Source organism: Streptomyces sulphureus DSM 40104 (assembly GCF_000381025.1).
Taxonomy (GTDB): domain Bacteria; phylum Actinomycetota; class Actinomycetes; order Streptomycetales; family Streptomycetaceae; genus Streptomyces; species Streptomyces sulphureus.
This window is the reverse complement of record NZ_KB905817.1, coordinates 360,267-382,546: the sequence shown is the minus strand read 5'-3', so window position 1 is coordinate 382,546 and position 22,280 is coordinate 360,267. Positions and strand designations below refer to the sequence as shown.

At 72.9% G+C, this 22,280-nt stretch carries 19 protein-coding genes; 10 read left to right on the top strand and 9 right to left on the bottom strand.

Annotated elements, in window-relative coordinates:
• Positions 1-61 precede the first annotated feature (61 nt).
• The 3 genes from F603_RS0116845 to F603_RS0116835 are packed head-to-tail and all read right to left on the bottom strand — an operon-like array spanning position 62 to position 3,404.
• On the bottom strand, positions 62-838 hold the full coding sequence (locus F603_RS0116845; RefSeq protein ID WP_019547157.1) for an alpha/beta fold hydrolase: 777 nt from the start codon (positions 836-838) through the stop codon (positions 62-64).
• A gap of 56 nt (positions 839-894) precedes the next feature.
• Positions 895-2,379, bottom strand: a complete 1,485-nt coding sequence (locus F603_RS0116840) for an MFS transporter (protein WP_019547156.1) — start codon at positions 2,377-2,379, stop codon at positions 895-897.
• Between the two features lie 26 nt (positions 2,380-2,405).
• Complete coding sequence (locus tag F603_RS0116835; protein ID WP_019547155.1) at positions 2,406-3,404, bottom strand: NADPH:quinone reductase; 999 nt, start codon at positions 3,402-3,404, stop codon at positions 2,406-2,408.
• A 225-nt stretch (positions 3,405-3,629) separates the two neighbouring features.
• Between F603_RS0116835 and F603_RS0116830 the strand changes: the two genes are divergently transcribed.
• The 3 genes from F603_RS0116830 (at position 3,630) to F603_RS0116820 (ending at position 7,105) form a co-directional block, all read left to right on the top strand.
• On the top strand, positions 3,630-4,853 hold the full coding sequence (locus F603_RS0116830) for an acyltransferase family protein (RefSeq protein ID WP_019547154.1): 1,224 nt from the start codon (positions 3,630-3,632) through the stop codon (positions 4,851-4,853).
• A gap of 10 nt (positions 4,854-4,863) precedes the next feature.
• On the top strand, positions 4,864-5,721 hold the full coding sequence (locus F603_RS0116825) for an NAD(P)H-binding protein (protein ID WP_019547153.1): 858 nt from the start codon (positions 4,864-4,866) through the stop codon (positions 5,719-5,721).
• 175 nt (positions 5,722-5,896) lie between these two features.
• Entirely contained in the window at positions 5,897-7,105 is a 1,209-nt protein-coding gene (locus tag F603_RS0116820) for an IS701 family transposase (protein ID WP_019547152.1), read from the top strand.
• An 18-nt stretch (positions 7,106-7,123) separates the two neighbouring features.
• On the opposite strand, the gene F603_RS0116815 is transcribed toward F603_RS0116820, so the two are convergent.
• The 4 genes from F603_RS0116815 to F603_RS35105 all read right to left on the bottom strand — a co-directional run bounded on the left by F603_RS0116815 (position 7,124) and on the right by F603_RS35105 (position 11,030).
• A complete protein-coding gene (locus F603_RS0116815; RefSeq protein WP_019547151.1) occupies positions 7,124-8,836 on the bottom strand; it encodes a helix-turn-helix domain-containing protein in 1,713 nt (570 codons plus the stop codon).
• 410 nt (positions 8,837-9,246) lie between these two features.
• Positions 9,247-9,774, bottom strand: a complete 528-nt coding sequence (locus tag F603_RS0116810; protein WP_019547150.1) for a GNAT family N-acetyltransferase — start codon at positions 9,772-9,774, stop codon at positions 9,247-9,249.
• A 130-nt stretch (positions 9,775-9,904) separates the two neighbouring features.
• On the bottom strand, positions 9,905-10,426 hold the full coding sequence (locus F603_RS0116805) for a hypothetical protein (protein WP_019547149.1): 522 nt from the start codon (positions 10,424-10,426) through the stop codon (positions 9,905-9,907).
• A gap of 85 nt (positions 10,427-10,511) precedes the next feature.
• Positions 10,512-11,030, bottom strand: a complete 519-nt coding sequence (locus F603_RS35105; RefSeq protein WP_158678649.1) for a hypothetical protein — start codon at positions 11,028-11,030, stop codon at positions 10,512-10,514.
• 507 nt (positions 11,031-11,537) lie between these two features.
• On the opposite strand from F603_RS35105, the gene F603_RS0116795 reads away from it, so the two are divergent.
• The 3 genes from F603_RS0116795 to F603_RS0116785 all read left to right on the top strand — a co-directional run bounded on the left by F603_RS0116795 (position 11,538) and on the right by F603_RS0116785 (position 15,284).
• Positions 11,538-12,872: a carboxylate--amine ligase gene (locus F603_RS0116795; RefSeq protein WP_019547147.1), complete on the top strand. Its 1,335-nt coding sequence runs from the start codon at positions 11,538-11,540 to the stop codon at positions 12,870-12,872.
• Positions 12,873-13,029: 157 nt separating this feature from the next.
• On the top strand, positions 13,030-14,271 hold the full coding sequence (locus F603_RS0116790; protein WP_019547146.1) for an FAD-dependent oxidoreductase: 1,242 nt from the start codon (positions 13,030-13,032) through the stop codon (positions 14,269-14,271).
• A gap of 512 nt (positions 14,272-14,783) precedes the next feature.
• On the top strand, positions 14,784-15,284 hold the full coding sequence (locus tag F603_RS0116785) for an NUDIX domain-containing protein (protein WP_026328480.1): 501 nt from the start codon (positions 14,784-14,786) through the stop codon (positions 15,282-15,284).
• 585 nt (positions 15,285-15,869) lie between these two features.
• Here F603_RS0116785 and F603_RS0116780 read toward each other — a convergent pair.
• A complete protein-coding gene (locus tag F603_RS0116780; RefSeq protein WP_051096249.1) occupies positions 15,870-16,412 on the bottom strand; it encodes a hypothetical protein in 543 nt (180 codons plus the stop codon).
• A 217-nt stretch (positions 16,413-16,629) separates the two neighbouring features.
• A complete protein-coding gene (locus F603_RS0116775; protein WP_019547143.1) occupies positions 16,630-17,211 on the bottom strand; it encodes a rhodanese-like domain-containing protein in 582 nt (193 codons plus the stop codon).
• 579 nt (positions 17,212-17,790) lie between these two features.
• Here F603_RS0116775 and F603_RS0116770 point away from each other — a divergent pair.
• From F603_RS0116770 to F603_RS0116755, 4 genes are all read left to right on the top strand, one after another.
• Entirely contained in the window at positions 17,791-18,804 is a 1,014-nt protein-coding gene (locus tag F603_RS0116770) for a polyprenyl synthetase family protein (RefSeq protein WP_019547142.1), read from the top strand.
• A 277-nt stretch (positions 18,805-19,081) separates the two neighbouring features.
• Positions 19,082-20,353, top strand: coding sequence for a LolA family protein (locus F603_RS0116765; protein WP_019547141.1), 1,272 nt, complete (start codon positions 19,082-19,084; stop codon positions 20,351-20,353).
• 11 nt (positions 20,354-20,364) lie between these two features.
• Positions 20,365-21,408, top strand: a complete 1,044-nt coding sequence (locus F603_RS0116760) for an ABC transporter ATP-binding protein (protein ID WP_026328479.1) — start codon at positions 20,365-20,367, stop codon at positions 21,406-21,408.
• Positions 21,395-22,252 (top strand): ABC transporter permease, encoded by an 858-nt coding sequence (locus F603_RS0116755; protein WP_026328478.1) that lies wholly within the window; start codon positions 21,395-21,397, stop codon positions 22,250-22,252. The genes F603_RS0116760 and F603_RS0116755 overlap by 14 nt, the downstream gene beginning before the upstream one ends.
• Positions 22,253-22,280: the final 28 nt, after the last annotated feature.

Sequence of the window (22,280 nt, the reverse complement as noted above, 5' to 3'; positions counted from 1 at the left end):
GCGCCCGCTTGGGACGTCCCGCCCTGGGGGCCGGTCGGGGACCGGCGTGGTGTTCGGTTGTTCAGGGACGCTCGATGAACTCCTGGACGAGCTTGACGAACTCGGGGCCCTTCTCGATGACGGCGACGTGGCCGCAGTCGAGCTCCTGGTAGGTGCTGCCCTGGATCGCGGTGTGCAGCTCGCGGGTCAACTCGACGGGGATGGTGGCGTCCTGGGCGCACCCGATGACGAGCGTCTCGGCCTCCACCCGCGGCAGCAGCTCGCGGATGTCGGCGCGGCGCGCGAGGTCCACCTGGCGTGCGCCTCCCTCGGTGCGCTCGCCGCCCGCGATGATCGCCTCCACCTGCTCGCGCCCCACGGTGTTGAGGAACCCGCGGCTGAACGCGGTGAGCGTACCGAGGCGGCCGAAGGAGGCGTCGTCCTCAAGACCTGCCCAGAGCGTCATCAGGTTGCGGAGGTACTCGTCGTCGGGCCTGGCCCACCCCGCAGCGAGGACGAGGCGGCGCACCAGGTCGGGCCGGGTGGCAGCGACGGAGGCCGAGACGACGGCGCCGAGCGAGAACCCGACGAGGTCGACGGGGCCCTGCGCGGCCGCCTCGATCGCGGCGACGACCTGCTCCGTGAGGGCCTCGACGGTGAGTTCGCCGCCGTCGTCCTCGGCCTTGGCGGTGCCGGCGTAGTCGGGGAGGATCACCGTGTGCTTGTCGGTGAAGCTGTCGACGAGTCCGCCCCAGGTGCCCTCGGCGTCGAAGACGACGCCGTGGACGAGGGCGACGGGCGCGCCCTCGCCTGCCACCCGGTAGTGGACGCGGGTGTTGGCGGCATTGCAGTAAGGCATGGTTCCTCGCTCTCTTCGTGGTGGCTGTTGCGGCGCGGTGGTGGTGCGCGGGGGGCTCAGTCGGCCGGGCCGACGCGCTGGCGGTCCGCGTCCTCGCCGCCTTGCGCCTCGTCGGTCGGGGCCGCGTCCGAAGTGGGCTGCTCCGGCGGCTTCTTGAAGTTGCAGGCGAGCAGGATGAGCAGGGCGATGCCGCCCGCGGTCGCGAAGACGGCGGTCCGCAGACCGTCGCTGACCGCCTCGGCCGAGGACCCGTCGGTCGCCGAGTTGGCCACGCCGACGAGGACCGCGAGGCCGACCGCGCTGCCGATCTGCTGGCCCGTCGAGACGATGCCGGAGGCGATCCCCTGGTCCTGGCCCGGTACGCCGGTCGAAGCGGCGCCGAACATCGTGGTGAACACGATCCCCTGGCAGACGTTGAGCACGAGCAGCGCGGGCAGCAGCGAGACGTAGCTCGCCTCGGCGGACATCCCGAGCCCGAGCGCCGCCGTCGCCAGGGAACCGACGACGAAGCTGCCGAGCAGCGTGGGCCGCACCCCGGTGCGCGCGGCGAGGCGGCCGCCGAGCATCGAGCCGGTGAAGCCGGCCGCCATCGGCGGGAGGAAGGCCATGCCGGTGCGGAGCGCGCTGTACTCGTGGACGTCCTGGAAGTAGACGGTGAGGAAGTACAGCAGCGTGCCGAACGTCGCCATGAAGAGGAAGGTGACGCCCGAGCCCGTGCTGAGGTTCCGGTTGCGGAAGAGCCGCAGCGGCATCAGCGGGTCGGCCGAGCGGCTCTCCATCGCGAGGAAGCCGGCGACGAGCACGACCCCCGCGACGGCCGCGCCGACGACGACCGGCGCTCCCCAGCCCGACGCGGGCCCCTGCACCAGCGCGAAGACGATGAGCGTCACGCCCGCGGTCGCGCTCACGGCGCCCGGCAGGTCGAAGCGGCGCCCGCTCTCCCGCGGCCCGTCGGCGCGGATCAGCCGGAAGGCGGCGAGCCCGGCGAGCGCGGTGAGCGGCACGTTGACGAAGAAGACCGCCTCCCAGCCGAAGCCCTCCGTCAGCAGGCCGCCCAGCAGCGACCCGAGCAGCATGCCGCTCGCCCCCGCCGCCGCCCACACCGAGAGTGCCCGGAACCGCTGCGGGCCTTCCTCGAAGGTGGTGTTGACGAGCGAGAGCGTCGCGGGGAAGAGGAAGGCGCCGCCGAGCCCCTGGACGGCACGGGCCGCCACGAGCAGCCCCGGGCTGGTGGCGAAGCCGCCCACGAGGGAGGAGACGCCGTACAGCAGCAGGCCGAGGAGGAACATCCGGCGGCGGCCGAGGAGGTCGCCCGCGCGCCCGCCGAGGAGCAGGAACCCGCCGAAGGCCACGGCGTACGCGCTCACCACCCACTGGAGTGTCTGCGAGGAGAAGCCGAGTTCGCGGCCGATGTCGGGCAGGGCGACGAAGACGATGTTGTAGTCGATGGAGATGATGAGCTGGGCGAAGGCCAACAGGGCGAGCGTCAGGCCGAGTTGGCGGCGCGGAGCCGTGGTGGGGACGCCTAACGGCGAGGTCACAGCGGGTTCCCTTCTGAGTGCGGGCGTCAGCGGGCGTACGCCGTCGGCGTGGCCTCGGTGAGCAGGACGAGTCGGCGGCCGTGCAGCCCCTGCTCCACCCGCGCGTGCGCCTCGGCGGTGGCGCTGAGCGGGAGCAGCTCCCGTTCGCGGGGGAAGAGGGCGCCTTCGGCGAGCAGCCTGTTGACCGCGCCGGCCGCCTCGGCGAGTTCGGCGGTCGTGGCGTGCGAGATGACGAATCCGGCGACGGAGCCGTCGTTGAGGTAGAGCGCGCCGGCCGGCAGCAGCGACTCCGAGCCCGCGCCGGCGAGCAGGACGATCCGGCCGCGCGGCGCGAGCAGCCCGACGGCGGTCCGCAGGTCGTTGCCGCCGCTGGTGTCGAGATGCAGGTCGACGCCGCGGGGGCTGAGTCCGCGTACCTGGTCCGCGAGGTCGGGGGCCCGGTAGTCGACGACGGCCGAGGCTCCGCGGGAGGTGCAGTAGGCGTGGTCCTGCGGGCGCGCCGTCGCGATCACCCGGGCGCCCGCGGCAGCCGCCAGCGTCACCAGGCAGCTTCCGACGCTGCCGGCGGCGCCGCCGACGAGGACGGTCCGGCCGGCGGTGAGGCCGCCGTGCGTGAAGAGCGCCAAGTAGGCCGTCGCGCCGGGGTGCAGCACCGTGACGGCGTTCAACGGGTCGACGTCGGGCGGCAGTCGGTAGAGACGGTCGCACGGTACGACGGCAAGCTCCGCCGCGGCGCCCTGCCTGCCCTCGTGACCGAGGCTGTTGCACCACACCCGGTCGCCCGGGGCGAAGCCCGGCGCGCCCGGGCCCGCCTCGACGACGGTGCCCACCAGGTCCCGGCCGACGACGAACGGGAACGGCAGCGGCGTGTCGAAGACGCCCGAACGTACCAGCGTATCCACGGGGTTGACGGTCGTGGCGGTGGTGCGGACGAGGACGTCGGTGGGTCCGGGGCGCGGGGCCGGAAGGGTGCCGTGGCGGATCAGGTCCGCGGGGCCGCGTGCGGTGACGTAGGCCGCCTGCATGGTGCCGTCCGGGCCTGCTTCCGGTCGGTCGGCGCCGGGCCTTTCTGCCGTCAACTTCCCTCCCTCGCCTAGGAGTTCACCTCAGACCTGACACTCTGCACTGATCAGTAAAGACAATGACCTGCACCGTCTAGTGTAGTCAAGTCGAGGCAGCGGCGGGCTGTTCCGACGCTGCTCGATCGATCACTGCACCACGCACGTGAACGTGCAAGAAACGGGGGTCCGATGTCGAGCGAGCAACTGTCCGTGGACGGGAGGAAGGTGGGCGCCCAGCGCCCCGAAGCGGGAGCGCCGACCGGCGCGGACGCGCCCCGAGGCACCCAGGGCCGGAAGGGGGTCCGCCTCCCGTCGCTCACCGGGCTGCGGTTCCCGGCGGCGCTTCTCGTCTTCCTCTACCACGCGGCGCTCCCCATCCCGAGCCTGCGCCTGCTGGCGAGCGACGACGCACAGAACGCCTTCACCCGGGCCGCCGAGCAGGCGGGCGCCCTCGGTGTCAGCTTCTTCTTCGTGCTCAGCGGGTTCGTGCTGACGTGGTCGGTGCGCGAGCGCGACGGCGCGGGGGCCTTCCTGCGTCGGAGGTTCGTCAAGATCTACCCCAACTACGTGGTCACCTGGCTCCTCGCCATGCTGCTCTTCGCCTACGCCTTCACGGACTTCTGGCGGGCGGCGGCGAACCTGCTGATGCTCCAGGTGTGGATACCCGACTTCGACACCTACTTCAGCGTCAACACGCCGAGTTGGTCGCTCGGGGTCGAGCTCGTCTTCTACGCCTCCTTCCCGCTCCTCTACACCCTGCTGCGGCGCATACCGGCGTACCGGCTGAAGTACTGGGCGGCCGGCGTCGTCGTCGGCGTCTTCGCCATCCCCTTCGCCGCCTACCGGCTCCTCCCCTCGACCCCGCAGGTGCCGGGCGGCTACGATGCCTCGCCGCTCCAGTACTGGGTCACCTACGTCCTCCCGCCGACGCGGCTCCTGGAGTTCGCGCTCGGCATCCTGGTGGCGCTGATGGTCCGCAACGGCCGCTGGCGGAACATCGGCCTGCTGTGGTCGGGCGCCCTGCTCGCCGGTGCCTACGTGCTCACCGGCTTCGTGCCGTACCTGTACGCGCAGCGCAGCATCTGCATCGTCCCGATCGTGCTCGTCATCGCGGCGGCGGCGACCGCCGACATCGAGGGCCGCCCGAGCCTCCTCAGGACGCGGAGGGCGGTCTGGCTCGGCGAGATCTCGTTCGCCTTCTACCTGCTCCACTACGTCGTCCTCACCTACGGGCGAAAGGTGCTGGGCGACGACCTCTTCAGCACGCCGGCGACGATCGGGCTGCTCCTCGCCGAGGCCGTCGTCGCCGTCTGGCTCTCCTGGGCGCTCTACGGGCTGGTCGAGCGCCCGCTCACCCGGCGCTGGTCCCAGAAGCGCACAGCCCTGCAACCGGATACGACATCGACGCGATAGGAGACGCACCGTGAGCACTGACCGCAAGATCCTGGTCACCGGCGCCGCCGGGCAGGTCGGCCGCGAGGTGGTGAAGCAACTGCGCGCCCAGGGCGCGCCCGTGCGCGCCGGCGTGCGCAGCAGCCCGCCCTCCGCGGTCCCGGCCGGAGTCGAGACGGTCCCCGTCGACCTCACCCGACCGGCCACGCTGGAGGCCGCGTTGGACGGGGTCGGCAAGGTCTTCCTCTACGCGGTACCCGGCGGGACCGAGACCTTCGTCCGCGCGGCGCGCGAGGCCGGCGTCGAGCAGGTCGTGCTCCTCTCCTCGCACACGGTGGTGGCGGGCTTCCCCGAGCAGCAGGCCATCACCGCGATGCACGTGGAGGCCGAGGAGGCCGTGAAGGCGTCGGGCATCCCCTACACCTTCCTGCGGCCCGCCAACTTCGCCACCAACATCCTGATGTGGGGGTGGCCGGAGAGCATCCGCACCCAGGGCGCCATCCGCTTCCCCTACCCGGAGTCGCACAGCGACGCCATCCACGAGGCGGACGTGGCGGCCGTCGCGGCGGTGGCGCTCACCCAGCAGGGGCACGAGGGGCGGGCGTACTTCGTCAGCGGGCCCGAGTCGATCACCCAGCGCCGCCAACTGGAGGCGCTCTCCCGCGTGTTGGGCCGTCCGCTGGAGTTCGTCGAGCTGAGCGAGGAGAAGGCGAGAGCCGAACTCGCCGACCTGATCCCGGAGTGGGTGCGGGACAGCGTCGTCGGCTACTGGGCGCGCTCGGACGGCCGCCCCACCGAACTCTCCGACGAGGTGGAGCGGCTCACGGGACGCCCGCCCCGCACCTTCGAGGAGTGGGCGGCCGACCACGCGGCCGACTTCCGCGAGTGAAGGACCGCCCCGGCCGGACGTCCCCGGCCGGGGCGGAACACCGAACCAGTGGGCGCACCCTCGTCCGCGGCCGGATCTGTGTGACGGGAGCACCTGGGTAGACAGGAGCGAAAAATTTAGACTTGCCGTTCAAAAGAGAAGATTGTCAACTACGTGCAATACGGGGGTACACGACGTGGGGACAAGCACGCACCAGCAGGGCACGGAGCCGCCTCCGGATCTGGCCGAGACTCTCGACGACGGCTTCCTCTCCGAGCTGTGCGCCGGCCTCTTCGCGTCGATCCCGCGCATGGACCAGCGCCGCAGAGGCGAGCAGTACGTCAGGGGTCTGCTCCTCGCCGAGGGGCGCAAGTCGATACGGAACATCGCGGCGCTCCTCGGCCAGGCGTCCGCCGAGCAGAGCCTCCACCACTTCGTCAGCAGCTCCACCTGGGAGTGGGTCCCGGTCCGGCAGGCGCTCGCCGCGTACGTGCAGCGTGCGGTCCCGCCGCTGGCCTGGGTGATCCGCCCGGTCGTCACGCCGAAGGCCGGCCGGCACTCGGTCGGCGTCGACCGTTACCTCGTCCCGGAGTCGGGGCAGGTCGTCAACGCGCAGCGCTCGATGAGCGTATGGGCGGTGCGGGACGAGCTGAGCGTCCCCGTCGGATGGCGGCTGCACCTCTCGCGCGCGTGGCTGGAGGACGGCCCGCGCCGGCGCAAGGCGCTGATACCGGAGGGGTGGGAGGAGGAGACGGCGGAGGAGTGCGCCGTCGAGACCTACCTCGACATCGGCCTCGAGCGGTCGGCAGGACCCGTCGTGATGCACGTCGGAAAGGCCGACGTGGCACGCACGGTAGGCCGGCTGCGTGCTGTGGGGGTGCCCTTCCTCCTGCGCATCAGCGGTGCCCAGGAGTTCCGGCAGGCACCGCACGGAGGCGTCCCCCTGCGCGTCGCGGGACCGGTCGGGGGGCGTCAACTCCTGCACGCCTTCCGCGACTTCCGCCGTCCCGTCGCGCACCCGCCGCACACGGGCACCACCTGGCGCCACGTCACGACGCTGCCCGTGCACGCGCCTCCGGTCCCGGCGCACCGGCGGCGCGGCGTGGACGGTGCGGGCACCCTCTTACTGCTCGGCGTCTCGCCGGCCGACGGCGGCCGGTCCGACGACGTGTGGCTCACCGACATGACCGACGCACCCCTCCACCGCCTCCTGCGGCTCACCAGGTTCCTCGACCGCGTCGAGACCGACCTCGCCACCGTCTCCGAGGAGGTCGGCGTCCGCGACTTCGCCGGCCGGTCGTTCAGCGGGTGGCACCGCCACGTCACCCTCGCCTCCGTCGCGCACCTCGTCGCCGCCGTCTCGGCGCACGAGGCCCACCGGGCGCTGCCGCAGTTCTGCCACTGACGGGCCGTACGGGCCGCCTCAACCTTCGAGGAGCCCGCGCAACCTCGTGAGGCGCACGGCGAGTTGGATGTCGAAGGAGCGCTCGGGCGACTGCCAGTCGTCGCCGAGCAACTCGCCGACGCGCTCCAGCCGGCGGCTGACGGTGTTGGGGTGCACGTGCAACCGCTGAGCGGCCCGCGTGGGGCTGCCGCCGGTCTCGAAGTAGGCGAGCAGCGTGGGGACGAGGTCGGTGCAGCGTTCGTCGTCGTACCGGAGGGCGGCGCTGATCTGCGCGTCGACGAAGCGCGTGACGTCGCGGTCGGAGCTCAGCAGCATCCCGACGAAGCCGAGTTCGTCGGTCGATGAGGGGCGGCCCGACCAGCTCAGGGCTGCCATGGCGGCGAGGCACCTGGACGCCTCCCGGTACGCCTCGCGGCAGCCTTCCGGGCCGCGGACCGGTCCCGCGCTCGCGACGGTCGGGGGAGTGTCCTCCAGTGCGGCGATCCGCTCGTGCACCTGCCTGGCTGCCGCGGCCGCGTCGCTTCCCGGTACCAGGACCACCGTGCGTGCGCCGCGGGAGCGGCTCGGCCACGCGTCGCCGAACGCGCGGTCGAGACGCGTGCGTTGGGATGCGTCGGGGGCGGTCTCGCGTTGCGCCACGACGAGGACATGCGGTTCCCCGAGGTCGACCCCGTGGCGGAGGAACCGCAGCGCCGTCTGCTGGGGTGCGGCGTTCTGCCGGCCGAGGAGCTCGTCGAGCAGCCGCTCGTGCGCCTCCCTGCCCCTGACGGGCGCGGCTCCGCTCTCCAGGAGCATCCGGAAGGCGAGCGCCTGCGCCGTGGGGCCGAGTAATCGCCGTGCGTCGGGGGCGAGTTCGGACGGGGCCCGCACGGCGAGGGTGCCCAGGTGCTCGCCGGCGGCGTGGACGGGGGCGACCCAGGTGCCGTCGAGCAGGCGGCGCGGTGGCTCGCCGGGCCCGGGCAAGGGGGCGCTCGGGCGCTCCGGGGGAGTGAGGGTGGCGGAGGAGCGGGAGCCGGCGAGGAGCGCGCCCTGCGGTGAGTAGACGGCGACCGTGCCCTCCAGCAGCTCTTCGGCGAGGCCGACGACGGTCTGTATGCCGCCCCGGAGCGCGGCGTCCACCAGTCGCCTGCGGTGCGCCGCGACGGCAGCCGCCCTGGCGTGCTCCTCCTCGGCCCTCGCCGCCGCCTGTTCCAGCGCGGCGCTCTCGGACCGCGCCTGCTCGACGGAGCGCGCCCAGTGGAGCACTGCGCTCGCGAGCCTGCCGAACCGCAGGAGCAGCGACTGCTCGTGCGCGTCGAGGTGGCGGGCGGTGCGGTAGGCCGCGTAGAGCACGCCGAGCGGTTCGCTGCCGTGCAGGAGCGGTACGGCGAGGATGCTCCGCAACTGCTCGGCGCGGGCCGCTGCTTCGGTCGCCGGGTGACGGCCGGCCTCGCCCGTCGGGTAGTCGGGGAGCCAGAGCGGTGCGCCGTGCTCCAGGACGCGCTCGTCGAGGCCGTCCTGTGCGCCGGGCCAGGGCGTGGGGAGCGGTGTCGCGTTTCCGTCGGCTGAGCGCACGGGCTCGTGCGGAGTTCCGCGGCGGAGATTCGCATAGCAGACGTCGGCGCCGATCATGAGACGTGCGCGGCGGGTGAGAATTCCGAGCAGCGCGGGGAGATCCTCGGCGAGCATCAGCTCGCTGAGCGAATCCACGAGTGCGGCCTGCTCGTTCTCGCGTTTGCGGTGGTATTCCATGCGTCCTGAGATACGTAAGGCGAGTTCCCTGACGCTTCCCGGGTCGTCGTGCCCGTCCGGGCGCCGGGTCCCGCCCGATGCCCCCGGATCTGTCGCCCGTTCTCCCTCTGCGAGCGATCTGAGGGCTCCCAGAGCCGCCGTCTCCACGCCTGCGCTCGACAACTTCGCCCCTCCCCCGTCAGGCCGCACGGCGCCCCCTGAGCCGACGGTCCTGTATGCGGGGGATGCTATGTAGGGAGCTTGTGAAGCGTCAACACCTCGCTATCACAGGCGAGTTATGCTCTTGCATTCCCTCTGCATTCCTCGATTTCTGCGCCCCTTCGTTTTCCGTGCGCGGTAATTCCGAGGCGGGTGTGCCCGGCGCAGCGGGGTGCGTGACCGTCCGCCGCGCGGGGCGCCCCGCCTCGGGGCTACAGATGGACGGTGAAGACGACCTCGCTGCCGCTCTCGGCGCGCTCGACGCCTTCGAGTGCGCCGAGGAGGTGGAGCGCGCTAGTGTTCTCGCGGGTCGTGCGGGTGCGCAGGCGGGCGGCGCCGAACGCCTTGGCGCCGTGGACCAGTTCGCGCAGCACCGCCTTTCCGATGCCGGAGCCGCGGTAGGCGCGGCCGAGCCAGACGCCGCCCTCGACGAGGCTCGACTCGGCGGCGCCCTCGCCCTCTTCGAGCGGGGCGAGCCGCGCCGCGCCGGCGACGGTTCCGTCGACGACGACTGCGTACGTCCGCTCGACCGGGGCCGCGCTCAGCGAGCGCGTCAGGTGGAAGCGGAGGAACGCCTCACGGACCTCGGGCGACCAGCCTGCGCCCTCGACGGGCTCCGGCATGACCTCGGCCGGTTCGGCTTCGGCCACGGCGGTCGCGAGGAGGTCACGGAGGAGGGGCTCGTCGAGCGGTATCAGCATGATCCGCCGGTCGGAGGCGAGTTCGGGGGATAGGGACATGCGGTGAGTCTGCCACGCACCTCTGACACACCGTCGGCCGCCGCATTGCATGTACACGCGGCCTCCCGCGCGTTGACCGTGCGGGAGACCGAACGCTCGTCGTTCGATGGGGAGTTGACGCCACCGCTGCTCAGGGGAGCAGGTCCTCCAGGCCGTCCAGGTCCTCCAGGTCGTGCAGGTCGCCGGGGGTCTTCGGAACGTTCTCCGGCGCGGAGGCGACCTTGGCGTAGGTGTCCGTCGCGCCGCCGTTCCAGGCGATCTTCAGCGTCTTCGCCTCCAGCGTCTCGACCTGCCCGTTGGTCCGCTCCTCGCCGACGCCCTCCGGGCACTTGAGCACGAGCGCCTGCCCTTCGTCGTCGAGGACGCGGCCCGTGCAGACGTGCTTCCCCGACAGGAGCGAGACGCCGTCCGAGGCGATGGTGAGGAGCTGCTTCCCGCCGCCGGACTGTGCGCGCCAGACCCCGGTGAGAGTCGCGGAACCCTCTTCGTCCGAGCCGTCGGCGGCTTCCTCTGCGGGGGTGCTCTCCGTCGCCGAGGGGGCCGCCTGCTCCTTGTCGTCGCCGCCTTCGTCGCTGCTGCCGCAGCCACCGACGAGCAGCGCCGCGGCTGCCGCGGCGACGGCGGCCCCTGTTCTGAGTGCCGATGTGCGCACTGGATTCCCCTCCGTTGGTTGGCAGTTGTGTGGCAGGCGTAAGGGCGGCGCGGACCGCGTGGGCCGCGCCGGGGGTGCTCTTCGGTCAGCCTTCGAGGTCCGGCAGCCTCTCGTCGGTGTCGCCCGGGGCCCCGGTCGGTACGTCGCTGGGGAGGGTCGAGGGCAGCCTGCTGGGGGTGCCCTCCGCCTTGGTGAACCGGTCGGCCGTCCCCGACTCCCAGGAGACGGTGAGGCTGCCGTCCTCGGACGCCTCCGCGACGCCGCGCGCGAACTCGTCGCTCCCGTCGGGGCAGGTGAGGTCGAGGCGCACGTCCCCTCCGCTGTCCTCGACGGTGCCGGCGCAGGTCGTCTTGCCCGTGAGCATGGCCTTGCTCTTGCTGATGGTGAGGATGCGCAGGTCGTTGTCGCCGGGCTGCGCGTCGTTCTTCCAGGCGCCGACGAGGTCGGCGGCCTTTGCGCCGTCGGACGGCCGCGCCGGTGCGGAGGGGGCCCCGGAGGGGGTGCCCTTCTCGTCGTCCTCGCCGCTGCTGCTGCACCCGCCCAGCAGGAGGGCGGCCAGCGCACACCCGGCCACCGCGCCGCTCAACCGTCCTGCCCTGCGCACCTGTTCCCCCTCGGTCGTGCCGTGGTCGTGCACCGTCGGTGCGGGCGGCGTCGTGGTCCGCCCGTGCGGACGAGGCCCGGTGTGGGCCAGAGGTCAAGTTAGCACCAGGGCGACCCGGGGCGCCGTGGCCGCGACGTCCGGGATCGTCGACGGAATGGCAACAGGGGCCGCACGGAGGCGGGTTGGGGGAGCGCCGACCACCTGCGCCGACGCAGCGAGGCGCCCCGCACGCGCTGCACTCGGGGGCGGTGCAGCGTGCGCGGGGCGCCGTCGAGAAGGACACTACGCACCCGACCCTCGGTACGCAAAGGGCGGTTCACTCATACGGGTAAACTCCGACCTCAAGCCTGCCCCAGGCGGCAAAGCAATGGCAAAGCAACCGGAAGCCCCCTTTGTTGTCGCAAAAGGGGTTGGTGCGGGACTCGCACGGCGCTCTACCGTCGTCTGCGGGGGCAGGCGGACGCACCCGGGGCAGGACCGGGGCGCCCGGCGCCAAGAGGGGGAGCGGTGGCGGGCGGCAGCGTGCGCGGACCAGGGGGAGCGGGCGACGCAGGAGCGGGCGAGGCTCGGCGCACGGCGCGGACGGGCCGGCGCGCCGCGCCCGGGAGGCGGCGCGCGGACACCGTCCCAGCGCTCGACACCACGGTCCCGGCGCTCGTCGTGAAGGTGGGCGACTACCCGCTCCACCACGGCGGGCTCGGCGCCGTCCGCAGCCTCGGCCGCGCAGGCGTGCCCATGTACGCACTCACCGAGGACAGTTGGACCCCGGCGGCCCGCTCCCGGTACCTCCGCGAGGCGCTGGTCTTCCCGACGAGCGGGAGGGAGCCGGCAGAGGCGTTGACGACGGGGCTTCTCCGCGCCGCCCGCCGGATCGGAGGGCCCGCGGTGCTGCTCCCGACCGACGAGGAGGCGGCCGTCCTCATCGCGGAGCACCAGCCGCTCCTCGCCGACCACTTCCTCTTTCCGCGGGTCCCGCCCGGACTGCCGCGGCGGCTCGCGAGCAAGCAGGGCCTCCACGAACTCTGCGCCGAGCACGGCGTCCCCTCGCCCGCCGGTGCCGCGCCCCGCACCAGGGGCGAACTGCTCACCTACGCCGAGCGGGCGCGGTACCCGCTCGTCGCGAAGAACCGCGAGGCGTACCAGCGGCGTTCGGCTCCCGCCGTCGACGGCACCACCTTCGTCGCCCACCGCGAGCACCTGCTGCGGCTCGCGCGCGGCTGGGCGGACGACCCGGGCGTCGTGCTCCAGGAGTACCTGCCGCGCGAGGACGCCGAGGACTGGATCGTCCACGCCTACGTCGACGCCGACGCGGCGGTCCGCGTCCTCTTCACCGGCGTCAAGATGCGTTCCTGGCCGCCGCACGCCGGTATGACGGCCGCGGCCTGCACCGCCGACAACCCCGAACTCGCCGAACTCTCCGCGCAGTTCGCCAAGCTCGTCGGCTTTTCCGGCATCCTCGACCTCGACTGGCGGTACGACCGCAGGGACGGCCGCTACCGCCTGCTCGACTTCAACCCGCGGATGGGCGCGCAGTTCCGGCTCTTCGAGGACGACGCGGGCGTCGACGTGGTGCGGGCGCAGCACCTCGACCTCACGGGCCGCCCGGTGCCGTCGGGCGGGCGGTCTCGGCGGCGCCGCTTCGTCGTCGAACACGTCGACGCCGCCGCCCGGTTGGCGTACCTCGGCTCCGACTACCGCGCCCCGCACGCCACTTCCCGCGCCGACCGCACCGAACTCGCCTGGGCGGCCTCCGACGACCCGCTCCCCGCAGCGGTGATGGCCGCACGCCTGGTGCGCCCGGGAGCCAGACACCTCTGGCGGCTCTGGCGCGCGCGGCGCTGACCCCGAGGGGCGCACGAGGGCGCACCGGAGCAACCCCTCATATCCGGCGGGCGAGTGGGAGAGAACGAGAGGGCGCGGCCCCGGGGGGAGCGGCGCAGCCGTGGGAGGAAGGCGGCCGGGATCGGCCCGGCGGCGCAGCAGAGGGGGAGGGACCCAGGTGGACCAGAAAACCGGCAGGAAACCGCAAGCCCGCCCGGCCGTCGTGATCGGTGCCGGGCCCTACGGGCTCTCGGCCGCCGCGCACCTGCGCCAACTCGGTGTACCGGTACGGGTGTTCGGCGACCCGATGGTGAGCTGGCGGGAGAACATGCCGCCCGGCATGCTGCTGAAGTCGACGCCGGCCGCCTCGAACATCTCGGCGCCGCGGCCCGGCCACACGCTCCTCGACTACTGCGTCGAGTCGGGGGAGCGCCGCTACGAGTCCGACTGGGACCTCGTGCCCGTCGAGACCTTCGCGCGCTACGGCGAGTGGTTCCAGCGCACGCTCCTCCCCGACCTCACGCGCACCCGGATCGTGTCCGTCGACCCGACGCCCGACGGCGGCTTCGAGGTCAAGGCCGACTCGGGGGAGCTCGTCGAAGCGGGCGCCGTCGTCGTCGCGACGGGGCTCGCAGCAAGTGCCCGTATACCGCGGCCACTTGCCGCCGCGGCTGCGGTGGACGGCGGGACGGCCGCGGGTGCGCTCGTCTCACACAGCGGTGACCACGGGGAGCTCGGGCACCTCGCGGGCCGCGAGGTCCTCGTCGTCGGCGCGGGCCAGTCGGGCCTCGAGACGGCGGTGCTCGCCGCCGAGGCCGGCGCCTCGGTGCGCGTCGTCGCGCGCCGCGCCTCCGCCGTCGGGTTCGGCGCGCCGCCCGACCACCAGCCCCGGCTGCGCCCCGACTCACCGTTCGGACGCGCCTGGTCGCTCCACGGGTTCGCCTACTACGCCGACGCGTACCGCTACCTTCCGGCGCCCGTCCGCTCCCGGCTCGCGCACCGCGTGCTCGGGCCGCTCGGCGCCTGGTGGCTGCGCGAGCGGTTCATGGCCTCGGGCGTCGGCGTCACGCAGGGGCACGCGCTCGTCCGCGCCGACCGCGTCGACGGGGGCAGCAGGATCGCGCTCCGGCTCGGCGGCGGGCGCCGCCTCGAAGCCGACCACGTCGTCTCCGCCACCGGCTACCGCACGGACCTCGGCACCCTCGGATTCCTCAGCACCGAACTGCGCGCACGGCTCACCCCCACCGGACGCGACACCTCGCCGCTGCTCGGCCCCGGGTTCGCCTCCTCCGTGCCGGGCCTGTACTTCACGGGGCTTCCGGCGGCGGCCTCGTACGGGCCCGTGATGCGGTTCGTGGTGGGGACGGGGTTCGCGTCTCCGCGTCTCGCTGCTGCGGTGGCGGGGAGGTATGGGGGGTAGGGGCGGCGTGTGAAAACCCAACACTCCACAGTCGTGAGTGTTTGGGCAGCAAGCCGATGTGAGAGTCGGACTGGACGAGGAGGGTCGGCAGGCTGCGCGTGGTGCCCGGTGCGGGATGTGCCCGTGTGCTCCGGGCGGCCTGCAAACAGTGAACAGAGCAACGCTCACCGTCGGTACGGTGTACAGCACACAAAGTGGTATGCCCGGAATGCATCACTGTCCGGGGAGGGGCTGTGAAAACGCGGTATGAACGCAACACCCGGCTCCGGGACGCGGCAGCCGAATCGGGACTTACATACGAGGCGTTGGCGCGTGCCGTACGTCAAGTGGCAGCGGAGAACGGTGAAGTGCTCCAGACCGGCCGGGCCAACATCTCCCACTGGATCAACGGCGTGCGCCGCCCCACCGGACGCGTTCCGCAGTACCTCGCCGAGGCCCTCTCTCGACGCACCGGCCGCACCGTCGCCACCCGCGAGATCGGCTTGCACTGTGACGACGCTCCACCCGATGCCGTGGCCCAGCCGCACACCGACAACCCGCCCAGCGCCCTCCCGCCCGCCCTGGAGTCGATGACCCTGCTGGTCGCCGCCGTCATCGTCCACGACACCGCCAACGACCGCGTCCTGCTCCTCCAGCGCGGCCCCAACGCCAAGTTCGCCCAAGGGAAATGGGACCTGCCCGTCGGCAAGAACGATCCCGGTGAGCCCATCACGGACACCGCCGTGCGTGAGCTGCACGAGGAGACCGGCCTGACGGTGAAATCCGAGTCCCTCCGCGTCGCCCACCTCATCCACGGCGCCCGCGGCGTCGAAGCCCCCAACGGCTTCTTCACCGTCGTCTTCACCACCCGTGACTGGACCGGCCAACCCGAAAACCGCGAGCCCCGCAAGCATGCCCAGGTCCGCTGGGTCGACGTGGACGAGATCCCCGAAGAGTTCGTGGACACCACTGCCAGCGCACTGCACCACTACCTTGGCAACGGGCCGCAGGTGTCCCTCGACGGTTGGCACTGAGATCTTGCTACGTGCGGATACGGCTTGGCGCAGCAGTTAGTCGTCAGGTGGTGTAAGAGCTGACGACCGTGCGGCGGCCACCGGCGGAAACACTGACGACTGCACCCGATGCACCGCCGTACTGGAAGATCGGGCCGCCCGTCTCTGACGAGAAGCTCTGCGGGCAACGCAACGTCGTGGAACGGTGCTTCAACCGATGCAAGCACGGGAGCGGCACCGCCACTTGCTAGGACAAGACCGCTGGGTCCTACCGGGAAGCCGCTGCCCCTGCACCGCTGCTGATGTGGGCGTGACATCTGGCGACAATGCGTAGCCCGGGCGCCTCGGGCGCGGAAGAGAGACGCGTGCCGCGGCGTGGTTCCGGCGCCGCACACGTCCTTCCAACCGTGAAGTCGGCGCCGAATGACGTGAGTTGCTCCGGGACGCGACCGACGGAACGTCAACCCCGCTCGACAGGCGCGCGGAAGGGCCCGACGGCGTGCAGTCGCCGGGCCCCTCCGCGGTCTTCCCCCTGGACGCATCGGCGCGGGTGCGCGCCCCCCGGTCCGCCGGCGCCGCCTGGTCGGAGCGGCGCCGGCGGGCGGCTCAGCAGCGCTTGCTGGAGGCGGCCTGGCTGGTCAGCGGGTCGCCCTCGGCGCGCAGGGAGCCCACCGCCGAGGTGCAGTCCGACACGGTGCCGGTGCCCTCGGTCCAGAACTCCTGGTCGGTGGTGTTCTCCGCGACCTTCTTTCCGTGGTACTCGTCGGTGTCGTGGTCGTAGACGGCGAGCGAGACGTCGTACGGGGCGGCGCCGTCGCGGAACTGGTCCCAGACCCAGACGTACGCGTAGTTCTCCTCGCACTTCTCCGAGTAGAACTGCTTCACCGAGGCGACCTGCACCCCGTCCCGCGTGGCGACGCCCTTGGTGCCGATCTCGTGCGCGTCGTCGCAGACCCCGGCGGCGCGGGCGAGCTTGCTGTTCGGGTTTCCCTTCTCCGAAGGTGCGGTCGTGCTGGTGTCGGCGCGCTGCGAGGGCGAGGGCGCCGGACCGCTGCCGGCGTATGCGGCGCCTGCCGGGAAGAGCAGAAGTGCCCCGGTGGCCACGGCGATTGCTCCCTTTCCGTACCGGTTGGTGAGCGGGTTACGCATGGATGTTTCCCCCTTTGTACGGCTCTGGTCGAATATCAGGGGCATGTGGTCAATGGCCCCTGGACACCTACTGAGACAGCCCAACTCCCCTGACGGTTGTACGGAGTTCGGCGCGCACTCTCGCCCCGTACGCTGCCGCCCGCGCTCCGGCGCGAGGCGCACCCCGCCGCACGCACCGCCGGCCGGTCCTGAGCCCGGGCGACCGGGCCACCGCGGGTCAGCGCGCCGCGAGGGCGCGGAGGGTGGAGTCGAAGTCGAGGTCCGCCGCACCGGGGCGGTTGAACGGCAGCTTCGCCAGGGCCGCCGCCATGCCGCGGGTCCCGCCGGCCTCGGCGAGGGCGAGGCCGCCCCCGATCAGCGCCGAGACCGCCCGCGCCTTCGGCGAGACGAACCGTCCGCCGGCGAGCCCCACGAGGACGAGCGCGCCGGCGGCGCACCGCACCTGCCGCCCCGTCGGCCAGACGCGCGGCGCCCCTTCGGACCGCTCGAGGGGAAGCCCGGCCTCGCGCCAGGCGGTGGTGCCGCCCCGGAGTGAGGCCGCCCGCACGCCTTCCTCCGCGAGCACCCGACGCGCCTGCTCGGAGCGGCCGCCCGAGGCGCAGACGAAGAGCAGGCCGGCACCGCCGGCCGCGGAGCTGAGCGCGGGGATGCCCTGGCGCAGCCGGTCGAGCGGGACGTTGTAGGCGCCCGGCAGGTGCCCGGTGGCGAATTCGGCGGGTGCCCGCACGTCGACGACGGCGAGGTCGGCCGTCCGTTCGGCGGCCTCTTCGGGGGTGAGGGTGGTCTCGGCGTTGCTCACGGAGGATCTCCAGGTTCTTGCGGTGTGCGTCGGTCCTGTCCCGGCCGTCGGGCGGGGCCAACGTCGAGTTGTACCTGCGGAGGAGTGCGGGGCGGGGGAGCTGGGGACGGTGAGGCTCGTCGCCCGCGCCGCGTTCGGGGCCGGCGCTGCGCCGTCCCCGGGATGAGAGAGGAGGGCCGCGACCGGGCGGACGTCGTCCCGCAACTCGCCGCAGCCTCCCGTGTGCTGGGCCGCCGGGCTCGGGGCCGTACCCGAGTTGACTCCTCCGCCGCCGAAATCCTGCCGCACACGCATGGAACGCGCGGCAGGAGGGATACGCACCCGTACGGGTTCCCGCACGTCGGCGGGGTGAACTTCCCGTCGGCGAGCGCGGATGCGGCCTTCCCCGGACGGCCGGTGACCGTGCACCATGGCGCACACCGTGGAGTTCGTCCTGGTTGGTGGGGAGCTGGGTCGGGCGCCCGCCATGATCGTCAAGTGACCGGATACGCTGCCGGGTGATGGTGACACCGAGATATTGAGGTTTCGCGCGATCGCTGTCGCTCGTTCCATCAACGTCCGCAGACAGGAGTACCCCTCGTGACCGTCGTCGGGCCCTTCGGGCTGAGCGTGCGGGATCAGACTCTCGAGACCGACGTCCAAGCGGGCCTCGCCGACGTCGAAGAGGGCCTCATCGAGGCCACGAAGAGCGACGTACCGTTCATCACCGACGCCGCACGGCACCTGGTCAGGGCGGGCGGCAAGCGGTTCAGGCCGCTGCTGGTCATGCTCGGCGCGCAGTTCGGCGACCCGTACGCGCCGGGGGTCGTCCCCTCGGCCGTCGTCGTCGAGCTGACCCACCTGGCGACCCTCTACCACGACGACGTCATGGACCAGGCCGACGTCCGCCGCGGCGTCCCGAGCGCCAACGCCAACTGGGGCAACTCGGTGGCCGTCCTCACCGGCGACTTCCTCTTCTCGCGCGCCTCCCACATGCTCGCCGACCTCGGCCCCGACGCCGTCCGCATCCAGGCGGAGGCGTTCGAGCGGCTGGTGACGGGCCAGATCCTGGAGACGGCGGGCCCGCAGGCCGAGCAGAACCCGATCGACCACTACCTCGACGTCATCGCCGGCAAGACGGGCTCGCTCGTCGCGGTCGCCTGCCGGTTCGGCGCGATGATGGCGGGCGCCGAGGAGAGCCACGTCTCGGTGCTCACCCAGTACGGCGAACGGATGGGCGTCGCCTTCCAACTCGCCGACGACGTCCTCGACATCGCCAGCGACTCCACCGAGTCGGGCAAGACCCCCGGCACCGACCTGCGGGAGGGCATCGCCACCCTCCCCGTCCTCCACCTCCGCGCGCAGGCCGCCCGCCCGGACGCCACCCCGGAGGACCGCCGGCTCTGCGCCCTCCTCGACGGCGACCTCACCGACGACGACCGGCACGCCGAGGCCCTCGCGGGACTGCGCGCCCACCCCGCGCTGGAGCAGGCCCGCAGGGACACCGTCCGGTACGCGCACGAGGCGCGCGAGATGCTGGCGCCGCTCCCCGAGTGCCCCGCGAAGGCCGCGCTCTCCGGGCTCTGCGACTCCGTCGTGCACCGGGCCGGCTGAACACCCGGCCGCAGCGCGCCCGTTCGGTGTCCGCGGCCCGCGCCCTTCAGCCGCAGGTCGCGACCGCTGCGTCCGCGCGCGTACGGCGCCGCCCCGCGGCTCCTACCTCCGGAGTACGTACGCCGCCGCCGAGTTGGCCCCGCCGGCTGACGCAGCGCACGCCGCAATCTGTTGCCATGGAGGGCACCATCCCGCACCGGTTCGGGTGAGAATGGCGGCGAGGGGTGGACGAGTGCGTTGGCATACACCGCCGCCGACATCGGAGGTAGGGCAACAGATGGCACAGATCCAACCGAGCAGTCCGACGCCGGACGAGCCGCAGGGGGCCCCGCGCAAGCCGGGGCGCCGGGCCGTCAGGTACGGAGTCCCCGTCGCGGTCGTCGGCCTGACGGCCGCGACCGTCGGCCTGGTCCCGGCGCTCGCCGACACCGGCGGTCCGGACCTTCCGGACGTCACGGCCGAGGAGCTGGTCGCCAAGGTCGCAGGCGCCGAGACGGACCAGCTCTCCGGCACCGTCAAGATCAAGACCGACCTCGGTCTCCCCGAACTCCCGGGCTCCGTCGGCTCCGACGGCGGCGGACCGTTCGGCGGCGGCCCGGACGGCGAGAGCGAAGCGCCCTCGGGCGAGAAGGGCAAGGACGGCGAGGGCAGCAGCCCGGCAGCGCCCGAAGGGCGGCTCATGCAGCTCGCCTCGGGCGAGCACACGCTCCGGGTCGCCATGGACGGGCCCGAGCGGCAGCGCGTCTCCCTCGTCGAGAAGGCGGCGGAGTACAACATCATCCGCAACGGCGCCGACGTCTGGGCGTACGACAGCGGCAGCAACTCGGCCTGGCACACCAAGGCGGAGCCGGGCGCGCACGGCAAGGCCGACAAGGGTTCGAAGGAGGGCAAGTACGCCGACCTCACCCCGCGCGAGGCCGCCCGCCAGGTGCTGAAGGCGGCCGACGGGACCACCTCGGTCTCCGTCGACGGGACGGCCAAGGTCGCGGGACGCGACGCCTACCAGCTCGTCGTCGCGCCGAAGAAGGCGGAGCACACCACCGTCAAGGACGCCCGCATCTCCGTCGACGCGAAGACGGGCACCCCGCTGAAGTTCACGCTCGGCGCCCGCGAGGGCGGCAATCCCGTCGTCGACGTCGCCTACTCCGACGTCGACTTCGGCAAGCCGTCGGCCGGCTCCTTCGACTTCAAGCCGCCGAAGGGCACCGACGTCACCGAGGCGAAGCCCGAGGACCACCGGGGCGAGCAGAAGGCGAAGCCGGACGCCGCGCCGGGCCCGGAGTCGTTCGACATCCTCGGCGAAGGCTGGGGCAGCGTCGCGAAGTTGAAGGCGCCGGGCGCCCTCGGCGCCGGGAGCGAGGACGGGGACTCTCAGGCCGAGAGTATGCTCGACGGCTTCACCGAGAAGGTGAGCGGCGAGTTCGGCGACGGGCGCGTCGTCAGCACCCGCGTGGTGAACGCGCTCCTCACCGACGATGGCGCGGTCTACGTGGGCGCCGTCACCAAGGACGGGCTCGTCGAGGCGGCGAACGCCGCCGCCGAGAAGTAGGGCGGTATGCGATGGCGGAGTCGGACCGGGCACCGGGGCCACCCCGGAGCGCTTCCCCGCCGAAGCGGGGCGTGCCCGCGTCCGGCTCCGCCGAAGCGGTCGTCGCCGCCCGCGGACTCACCAAGCGGTACGGACGCGGGGCCCCGGCCGTCGACGGGCTCGACCTGACCGTCCCCGCAGGCAGCGTCTTCGGCTTCCTCGGCCCCAACGGCTCGGGGAAGACCACCACGATCCGCATGCTGCTCGGCCTCATCGAGCCCACCAGCGGCACCGCGCACCTCCTCGGCCGCCCGATGCCGGGCTCGACCCGCGAGGTGCTGCCGCACGTGGGCGCGCTCATCGAAGGCCCCGCGCTCTACGGCTACTTGACCGGCCGCGAGAACCTCCTCCGCCTCGACGCGGCCGACCCGACGGCCGCCCCGCGCACCCGGCGCGAGCGCGTCGGGACGGCGCTGGAGCGGGTCGGCCTCGCGGGGGCCGCGGGCAAGAAGGCGAAGGCGTACTCGCTCGGCATGAAGCAGCGCCTCGGGCTCGCCGCCGCGCTCCTCCAGCCGCGCCGCCTCCTCGTCCTCGACGAGCCGACCAACGGGCTCGACCCGCAGGGCATGCGCGAGATCCGCAGCCTGGTGCGGAGCCTCGCGGCCGACGGCACCACCGTCTTCCTCTCCTCCCACCTGCTCGACGAGATCGAGCAGGTCTGCTCGCACGCGGCCGTGATGAGCGGCGGCCGGCTGATCAGCCAGGGCACCGTGGCCGCGCTCTCGGCGGGGGCGCGCGGCCGCCTAGCCGTCGCGACGCCGGACACCGTCGAGGCGGTACGGGTCCTCAAGGAGCAGGGCGTGCGCGGCCTCGCCGTCGAGGTCCCCGAGGAGCCCGCAGGGACGCCCCGGGTCACGGGCGAGGCGCCGGGCGCCGAGGAGAACGTCGAACTCGCCCAGCTCAACGCGGAGTTGGTGCGTGCCGGGGTGCGGGTGCGGGCGTTCGGGGTGGAGCGCGCCTCGCTGGAGGACGTCTTCGTCTCGCTCACGGGAGAGGGCTTCGATGTCACAGGTTGAGACGGTGCCGCAGGCCCCGCGCCTCCGGGGGGCGCCCGGGTTCCTCGGCAGCGAGATCCGCCTGACGTTCCGCCGCTGGCGGACGGTGGCGATGCTCGCGGTGCTCGCCGCCGTGCCCGTACTCGTCGGCGTCGCGGTGCGCATCCAGACGTCGGACGGCGGCGCCGCGGGCGGTCCCGCGTTCCTCTCGCAGATCACCAACAACGGGCTCTTCCTCGTCTTCGCGTCGCTCGCCGCCGTGCTGCCGTTCTTCCTGCCGATGACGGTCGGCGTCGTCGCCGGCGACTCGGTGGCGGGGGAGGCCGGTTCGGGCACGCTGCGGTACCTCCTCGTGGCGCCGGCCGGGCGGACGCGGCTGCTCGCCGTGAAGTTCGCCGCCACGGTGGTCTTCTGCTTCGCGGCGACGGCCGTCGTGCTCCTCGCCGCGCTCGTCACGGGTGTGCTCCTCTTCCCCGTCGGCGACGTGACGCTGCTCTCGGGGACCACGGTGCCGTTCGCCGAGGGGCTGTTGCGGGCACTCGCGGTCGCCGCCGCGGTGGCGCTCTCGCTCGTCGGGTTCGCCGCGCTCGGGCTCTTCGTCTCGACGCTCACCGGCAGCGGCATCGCCGCGATGGCGACGACGGTGGGCCTGCTGATGACGGTCCAGATCCTCGGCACCGTTCCGCAGCTCTCCAGCGTCCACCCCTACCTCTTCCCGCACCACTGGCTGAGCTTCGCCGACCTCCTGCGGGACCCGGTGTACTGGGACGGACTGCTGCGGAACTTCGGCCTCCAGGCCGTCTACGCCGTCGTCTTCGGCTCGGCCGCCTGGGCGCGGTTCACCACGCGCGACATCACGGCCTGAGCGTACGGCGCGGCCGGGGGCCGTCTGT